This window comes from Paenibacillus taichungensis (assembly GCF_003287275.1).
GTDB classification, from domain to species: domain Bacteria; phylum Bacillota; class Bacilli; order Paenibacillales; family Paenibacillaceae; genus Paenibacillus; species Paenibacillus taichungensis_A.
In genome coordinates, this window is sequence record NZ_QEVW01000006.1 from 718,324 (window position 1) to 726,345 (window position 8,022).

Genomic DNA, 8,022 nt, shown 5'->3' on the forward strand with positions numbered 1-8,022 from the left:
GGGCTTATGTACATTCATCTGGGCGGTGAGAAGATTATCCGATCTTCCGAATTGGTCGCTATTTTTGATATATCGATTGAAAAATCCTCAAAAATTTCCAAGCAGTATGTCACGCATGCCGAGCAGGAAAAAACAGTGGAGCATATTGGTGAAGAGGAAGCCAAGTCCATTGTCGTGACCAAAAACATTGTGTACTACTCGCCTATTTCCTCAGCTACGCTCAAGAAGCGAGCTCACATTTTTCCTGATCTCTAGCCTATCGGCGGTACGAGTTATTGTACCTTTTGCTGCTTGTCTTTATTTAGATTGCTTACTGGAATTAAGGGAATATGTTCACTTCAGCATGCATTCTTAGTTAACGCATATTTACGATATTGAATCTATAGAAGTAGGTGAAAGGCATGTCTATGAATCAACCGTCATATGGTGCAGATGAAATTCAGGTACTTGAAGGGCTGGAAGCCGTACGTAAACGACCGGGGATGTATATTGGTTCCACCAGTGCCAAAGGTCTGCATCATCTCGTTTGGGAAGTAGTGGACAACAGTATTGACGAAGCGCTCGCAGGTTATTGTGATCATATCGAAGTTACTATTCATGAAGATAACAGCGTCACTGTAGTCGATAACGGGCGAGGGATTCCTGTCGGCGAACATGCCAAAATGAAACGCCCTGCGCTTGAGGTTGTAATGACTGTTCTGCATGCGGGCGGTAAATTTGGCGGTGGCGGGTACAAAGTATCCGGTGGTCTTCATGGTGTAGGTGTATCTGTCGTCAATGCTCTATCAGCTAAAGTTGTTGTTACAGTTAAGGTTGACGGCCATGTGTATCAACAGGAATATCGTCGCGGTGCTCCGCAGTATGATCTGAAAACGATCGGTACAACGGAGGAAACGGGAACAACGGTTACGTTCCATCCGGATCCGGAGATTTTCACGGAAACAAGAGTTTATGACTATGAAACTTTGCTGACTCGTATTCGTGAGCTCGCATTTCTGAACAAGGGAATTGGTATGACTTTAACCGATGAACGTACAGGTGTAACTAACTCTTTCCTGTATGAGGGCGGTATTATCGAGTATGTCTCCTTCCTGAACCAGAAGCGTGAAGTGCTGCACGAAAACCCGATTTATGTAGAAGGATCAAGAGACAACATTCAGGTTGAAGTTGCATTGCAATACAATGACAGCTACACCGAGAATATTTACTCTTTTGCGAATAACATCAACACACATGAGGGTGGAACGCACGAATCCGGATTCAAAAGTGCCCTTACCCGGATTATCAATGATTATGCGCGCAAAGCGGGCGTAATTAAAGACAGCACAGGTAACCTGTCCGGGGATGATGTACGTGAAGGTCTAACAGCGATTATCTCGGTCAAGATCCCTGAACCGCAATTTGAGGGACAGACGAAGACCAAACTGGGTAACAGTGAAGTGCGAGGAATTGTCGAATCTCTATTTGCTGAGAAGCTGCAGGAATTCCTGGAAGAAAATCCTTCCGTATCCCGTCGCATTTTGGAAAAAGGACTGCAAGCTGCCCGTGCACGTGAAGCAGCTCGTAAAGCACGTGAACTTACGCGTCGTAAAGGTGCACTCGAAGTCAGCTCTTTGCCAGGTAAATTGGCCGACTGTTCATCCAAGGATGCTTCAATCAGCGAATTGTATATCGTCGAAGGTGACTCCGCCGGTGGATCAGCGAAGCAAGGACGAGATCGTCATTTCCAAGCGATTTTGCCACTGCGTGGTAAGATTCTGAACGTGGAAAAAGCACGTCTTGACCGGATCTTGGGCAATGCGGAGATCAGAGCAATTATTACCGCAATGGGTACTGGAATTGGTGATGACTTCGATATTGCCAAAGCACGTTATCACAAAATCATTTTGATGACCGATGCCGACGTCGATGGTGCTCACATTCGGACATTGCTTCTGACATTCCTCTATCGCTATATGCGCAAAATCATCGAGGCTGGTTATGTATACATTGCCCAACCGCCATTGTTTAAGATTGAGCGCAATAAAGTGATTCGTTATGCTGGTTCCGAGAAGGAACGCGATGAAATTATCGCAACTCTCGGTGAGAATGCCAAATTCAATATTCAGCGTTATAAAGGTCTTGGCGAGATGAATGCCGGACAATTGTGGGAAACGACGATGGATCCTGAAAGCCGGACCATGCTTCAAGTATCGATCAGCGATGCGATGCTGGCCGATGCGATGTTCGACACCCTGATGGGAGATAATGTTGAACCTCGTCGTGACTTTATTCAGGAAAATGCAAAATACGTGAAAAACCTCGACATCTAACGATATTCGAAGAGGCGCCTGCGAGGGCGCCTCTTTTACATTATGGGGTTATAGCATAGAGATTTTAGGTTGGACTCTGGAGTGCCTGTTATCGGTGTGTGCGGCTCTTGGCAGAGGAGGCCTGAACTTTGGGGGAAGTACGAGATGTTTTCCCTTTTTTGGAGGGTAACCTGCCGTACGCTCTCGCATAACGCTTGATCTTTCGGTACGTTTCCTTATCAGGCAGTAGGCCAAAAGCATAGATACCTGGCAATGTATTGACTTCAATAATCCATGGCCGTCCATCTTCATCCAGTGCGATGTCGATACCAATCTCTTTGAGTCTTGGAAATGACCTCTGCAACTGTACCGCGGTATGAATGCCTAAACGATATAGCTCACTGCGTAGTTGCTGGAACCGATCCTGATCAAAATGAGGGCGTACCAACTCATTAAAGGTGGCCAGTCGTCCGCCGCCATGAATGTTGGTAATGATCTTGCCCGGTGCAGCAACTCTTCCCAGGATACCTGTCGTTTCCCAGTTGCGATGTAGATTTTTCTGGGTCAGTACCCGCAGGTCGAAAGGTAATCCCTCATGTTTCATCAACGGAATACCTTGCTGAATGATGTAGTCGCGATTCTGGATACGTTCAGTGAGTGCCAGATCCAGCTCCTCGAGGGAATGGAAGTGTTTTTCCTCCGTCCCATATCGAAGTTCATACGTTGTCAGGGGGACTTCAGCAGAGATCTCTGCACCGACTTCAGCTTCGGATGGGGAGAGTGGATCAACCGCGATTGCCGATGTGTTATCATCGGCAATCGAGTGTGGGTTTATACGGATGGTTTTTACCCGCATGACGCCATTGCCGTAAGTCCCCCGATCCGGTTTGATATAGTTTGTCTCGAATAATTCAGTCATCCGTTCCAGGGTCTGGCGATTATATTGTCGTGTTACTGGTATATATCCATTCACATTACGGCTGCGTTGTAACACAGCTGTCTTGGTCCATTTGCTAGAGACACGCTGGATGCTCAAGAGCCATCAGTCCTTTCGTGTTTTAATGGGGTTTATAAGAGTGGCAGACGCGGAGAAATCAAAGGACAAGAGATGATTTCAGTGGTATAATAGAGAAATATGGCGTTTTGTGCGGTTTTGTTGCACAGATGTAGTTTGATCGTAGAACGGGAACGGTCTAAGCCTGAATATACACAGTACAATTGCCGCTTTTTCTAGCATTGTATGTGCAAATGGGGAGGAAGGCAGGGCGAACCCCCAGACTCTCTAAAGTTCCCGGAAGAAAGGCTATTGCCCAGCGGACGTTTAATTGTTTACCTTTTGTGAAAGTAATATAATAAAGAGTAGCGTCCTTGTGCGGTTTTAGCCTTGTTAGGCTCTTCACATATAATTAATTTTTGAATGATTGAATGGAATGTTTGTTGAAGGACAAGAAGGAGGTCCAGCATGGCGGAAGAAATGAACTCGCAGATTAAAGATCGGGATATTGGCGTCGAGATGCGTGAATCGTTTATGGATTATGCGATGAGCATTATTGTGAGCCGTGCCTTACCTGACGTGCGTGACGGATTGAAGCCGGTTCACCGGCGTATTCTGTACGCAATGTCCGAGCTAGGCATGACACCCGATAAACCACATAAAAAATCAGCCAGAATCGTCGGCGAAGTTATCGGTAAGTATCACCCACACGGTGACTCTGCCGTATACGAAACGATGGTACGGATGGCACAGGACTTCTCCCTGCGCTACATGCACGTAGATGGACATGGTAACTTTGGATCGGTGGATGGCGATATGGCAGCAGCCATGCGTTATACGGAAGCCCGGTTGTCCAAGATTGCGATGGAAATGCTCAGAGACATCAACAAGGATACGATTGACTTCCAGCCGAACTATGACGGTGAAGAAAGTGAACCTATCGTTCTGCCAGCTCGTTTCCCTAACTTGCTTGTCAATGGTGTCGGCGGGATTGCGGTAGGTATGGCGACCAACATTCCTCCTCATAACTTGGGAGAGGTCATTGACGGCGTACAGGCTATGATCAAAAATCCAGACATTACTTCCATGGAATTGATGGATTATATTCACGGGCCAGACTTCCCAACTTCCGGTTATATTTTGGGACGCTCTGGAATTCGCCAGGCGTATCAAACCGGACGTGGTTCAGTAACGATGCGGGCCAAAACCAACATCGAAGAAAACAACAACAAAGCACGGATTATCGTTACGGAACTTCCTTATCAGGTGAACAAGGCAAGACTCGTTGAGAAAATTGCTGAGTTGGTACGTGATAAAAAGATTGATGGTATTACGGATCTCCGTGATGAGTCTGACCGTAACGGTATGCGGATCGTAATTGAACTTCGCAGAGACGTGAACCCAGGTGTGGTGCTGAACAACTTGTACAAGCATACTGCGATGCAGTCTACCTTTGGGATTAACATGCTGGCGATTGTAAATAAAGAGCCTAAGATTTTGAATCTGCGTGAAGTGTTGTATCACTACTTGCAGCATCAGATTGAGGTTATACGTAGACGTACACAGTTCGAACTGAAAAAAGCAGAAGCACGCGCGCACATTCTGGAAGGCTTGCGTATCGCGCTGGATCATATCGACGAAATTATTGCGTTGATTCGTTCATCCAGCAATACAGATGCAGCCAGAGAAGGTCTGATCGAGCGATTCTCACTCAGTCATGATCAGGCTCAAGCTATCCTCGATATGCGTCTGCAACGCCTGACAGGTCTGGAACGCGAGCGGATCGAAAATGAATATAACGAACTGATGGTCAAAATTAAGGAATATCGTGAAATTTTGGCCAACGAGCACCTGGTACTCGAAATTATCAGCACGGAGCTGCAAGAAATCCGTGATCGCTTCAGCGATGATCGTCGTACCGAAATCACGGTAGGTGAAGAGAGCATTCTGGACGAGGATCTGATTCCGCGTGAAGAGGTTATCATCACCATTACCCATACAGGCTATGTGAAACGTCTGCCGGTATCGACATACCGCAGTCAGAAGCGTGGCGGACGTGGGGTTGTGGGAATGGACACCAAAGATACCGACTTTGTTGAGCATCTGTTTGTGACCAACTCTCACAATTACCTCATGTTCTTTACCGACAAAGGTAAAGTGTACCGTCTCAAAGCTTATGAGATTCCAGAGCTTGGACGTACAGCACGGGGAACGCCGATTATTAACCTGATTCAGATCGAACAGGGTGAATCGGTCAATGCCGTGATTCCAGTTCAGGAATTCGAGAGTGACAAGTATCTGTTCTTTGCTACCCGCCAAGGGGTTGTGAAGAAGACACCACTTGAGGATTATACGAATATTCGCAAAGGCGGTCTGATCGGGATCTCCCTGCGTGATGATGATGCCCTTATTGATGTTAAGCTGACAGACGGACAGCAAGAAATCATTATGGGTACAGCTCACGGGATGTCCATCCGATTCTCGGAAGGAAATGTTCGTTCCATGGGACGGAGTGCAACCGGGGTTAAAGGGATTACATTGGATGAGCAGGATGTTGTAATCGGTATGGACGTTGTAGATCAGGAACTGGATGTTCTGATTGTTACAGCCAAAGGTTACGGTAAACGTACGCCTGTCAGCGATTATCGGATGCAGACTCGTGGCGGTAAAGGGATTAAAACCATTAACGTCACAGATAAGAACGGTGCGGTAGTCAGTCTGAAAATGGTTAAGACGGAAGAGGATCTGATGATCATCACTTCCAGCGGTACGTTAATCCGGATGAGTATGGAAGGCATATCCACGATGGGTCGATACACGCAAGGCGTGAAGCTGATTCATATTCGTGATGAAGATGCTGTAGCTACCGTCAGCCGAATTGACAAGAATGAAGAAGAACCAGAAGACGAAGAATTGCTTGAAGGTGCAGAAGCCGCTGATTCTGAAGGTCCAGAGTCCACTCTGGATGAGGGATCGGTATCCGATGCTGATGTTGAGGGCGATGATTCAGGTTCGGAAGCATAGAATCATTTTTCTATAACGAAAATCATTTCATGATTGCAATGAAATTGGAGGGCTCCCATATGGGGGCCCTTTGTTATTTTCATAGCCCATGACCTTTCTCCTCGAAATCTGGGATGTACAGCCTGATTTTTGAGTAATATAATGGGAATTAACGTGAAAAACCGGGACTATGGTCTTGATATCATTATAGAAGAACGATGAGTGAGGGGAATAAACATGGGATTAATCACCCTGTCTGAAGTCAAACCAGGACTTAAACTGGGAAATGACGTACAAACACTTCGTGGCAATGTTCTGTTTCAAAAGGGCAAAGTCATTCTGCCCAAAGATGTGGAAGTACTCAGAGCCTTTATGATTCATCAAGTGGACATCGAGCAAGAAAGAACAGGGACAAGCAGCTCAGGTTCTAAGGCTTCATCCGCCTCTTCGGTCCATGCAGCTAATGAGAAGAACGGAGAACGGGCAGGGAGAGGCAGCAGCGCAGTCTCAGCACCCGCTGTACCGTCTCTGCATGAAGAGTATGAAAAGATGGTGGGACTCACCAAAAATGCTTTCCTATCCTCCTTGGCGGCTGAATTACCTGTATATGAGTTGCGTACACAGTTGGAAGCATTGTTTGTTCATCTTAAACAGTATAATGTGCTTACCTTCAGTCCACGAGTTATGCAGGAACATGATTATGTGTATCATCATGCCGTATTAAGTGCGATTACGTCCTATCAATTGGCCCAGTGGATGGATCTGCCGTCCAAAGACTGGATGCAGGTAGCTTTTGCGGGATTGTTCCATGATATTGGTAATAACAAAGTAGACCCGCAGATCCTCCATAAACCCTCAACATTAACTGCTCCAGAGCAGGAGGAGATCCGACAGCATACTAAATATGGTTATCAGGTACTGAAGCAGGCGAAGGCCATCAATGAGGGGGCTAGACTCGCAGCATTGCAGCATCATGAAAAAGTGGATGGTTCGGGTTACCCGCTTCAGCTCAGCGGTACGCAGATTCATATCTATGCCAAGATTGTAGCTATCGCTGATATCTTCCACGCCATGACTCTGGAGAAGATCTATCGCAAGGCGCAGTCACCGTACTTGGTACTTGAACAAATACAGAGTGAGGCTTTTGGCAAATTGGATCCTACCATCGTGAATGTATTCGTCCAGCGCTCCACACAGATCCATAACGGTATCCGAGTGAAGCTCAGCAATAATCAAATGGGTGAGATCATATTTTCAGATAGGGACCATCCTACACGGCCGATGGTATCTGTAGAGGGAACAATCATTAATCTAATGCAGCAAAGGCAGCTATATATCCAGGAAGTCATTGGCTAGTTCAATCTTCACTTCATAATATAAGAACAGGGCCTTTCCGATTGGAGAGGCTTTTTTATATTTAACTTAGTGTAGAGTATGAGAATAGCTGTATAGGTGAATAGATATTCTTATGAATTAAACAATGTAACGTATAGATGCTCAGTATATTAGAGAGTGTGTAGAAAGAAATAACTTTATTTAAAATAAAGCTTGCATTCCAAAACTGTACATGGTATATTCTAATTCCGGCCAAGAAAACACGAGAAACACGGTGCGGCAAGCGAATGAAATAAGCTTCGAAAGAAACTTAAAAAAAAGAGCTTGCAAAGTTGGTTCGGATGTGATAAGATATAAAAGTTGCTGAGGTGAACAACGCACAGCAATGAAACAAGTTTG

General features: G+C 45.9%; 5 protein-coding genes. 4 read left to right on the top strand and 1 reads right to left on the bottom strand.

Annotated features, from left to right (window positions below):
* The first annotated feature begins 6 nt into the window (after window positions 1-6).
* Window positions 7-255, top strand: coding sequence for an extracellular matrix regulator RemB (remB, locus tag DC345_RS12385; RefSeq protein ID WP_017691405.1), 249 nt, complete (start codon window positions 7-9; stop codon window positions 253-255).
* 146 nt (window positions 256-401) lie between these two features.
* On the top strand, window positions 402-2,312 hold the full coding sequence (gyrB, locus tag DC345_RS12390; protein WP_076287169.1) for a DNA topoisomerase (ATP-hydrolyzing) subunit B: 1,911 nt from the start codon (window positions 402-404) through the stop codon (window positions 2,310-2,312).
* An 88-nt stretch (window positions 2,313-2,400) separates the two neighbouring features.
* Here gyrB and DC345_RS12395 read toward each other — a convergent pair whose 3' ends face one another.
* Window positions 2,401-3,327: a YheC/YheD family protein gene (locus DC345_RS12395; RefSeq protein WP_113053324.1), complete on the bottom strand. Its 927-nt coding sequence runs from the start codon at window positions 3,325-3,327 to the stop codon at window positions 2,401-2,403.
* 426 nt (window positions 3,328-3,753) lie between these two features.
* Here DC345_RS12395 and gyrA point away from each other — a divergent pair, with 426 nt between their 5' ends.
* Both gyrA and DC345_RS12405 read left to right on the top strand, forming a co-directional pair.
* Window positions 3,754-6,309: a DNA gyrase subunit A gene (gyrA, locus tag DC345_RS12400; RefSeq protein ID WP_113053325.1), complete on the top strand. Its 2,556-nt coding sequence runs from the start codon at window positions 3,754-3,756 to the stop codon at window positions 6,307-6,309.
* A 216-nt stretch (window positions 6,310-6,525) separates the two neighbouring features.
* Complete coding sequence (locus tag DC345_RS12405) at window positions 6,526-7,644, top strand: HD-GYP domain-containing protein (RefSeq protein ID WP_113053326.1); 1,119 nt, start codon at window positions 6,526-6,528, stop codon at window positions 7,642-7,644.
* Window positions 7,645-8,022: the final 378 nt, after the last annotated feature.

Excerpts from the sequence above, each read along its gene's own strand:
- remB (WP_017691405.1), top strand. The coding sequence starts at position 7 with ATGTACATTCATCTGGGCGGTGAGAAGATTATCCGATCTTCCGAATTG.
- gyrB (WP_076287169.1), top strand. The coding sequence starts at position 402 with ATGTCTATGAATCAACCGTCATATGGTGCAGATGAAATTCAGGTACTT.
- gyrA (WP_113053325.1), top strand. The coding sequence starts at position 3,754 with ATGGCGGAAGAAATGAACTCGCAGATTAAAGATCGGGATATTGGCGTC.
- DC345_RS12405 (WP_113053326.1), top strand. The coding sequence starts at position 6,526 with ATGGGATTAATCACCCTGTCTGAAGTCAAACCAGGACTTAAACTGGGA.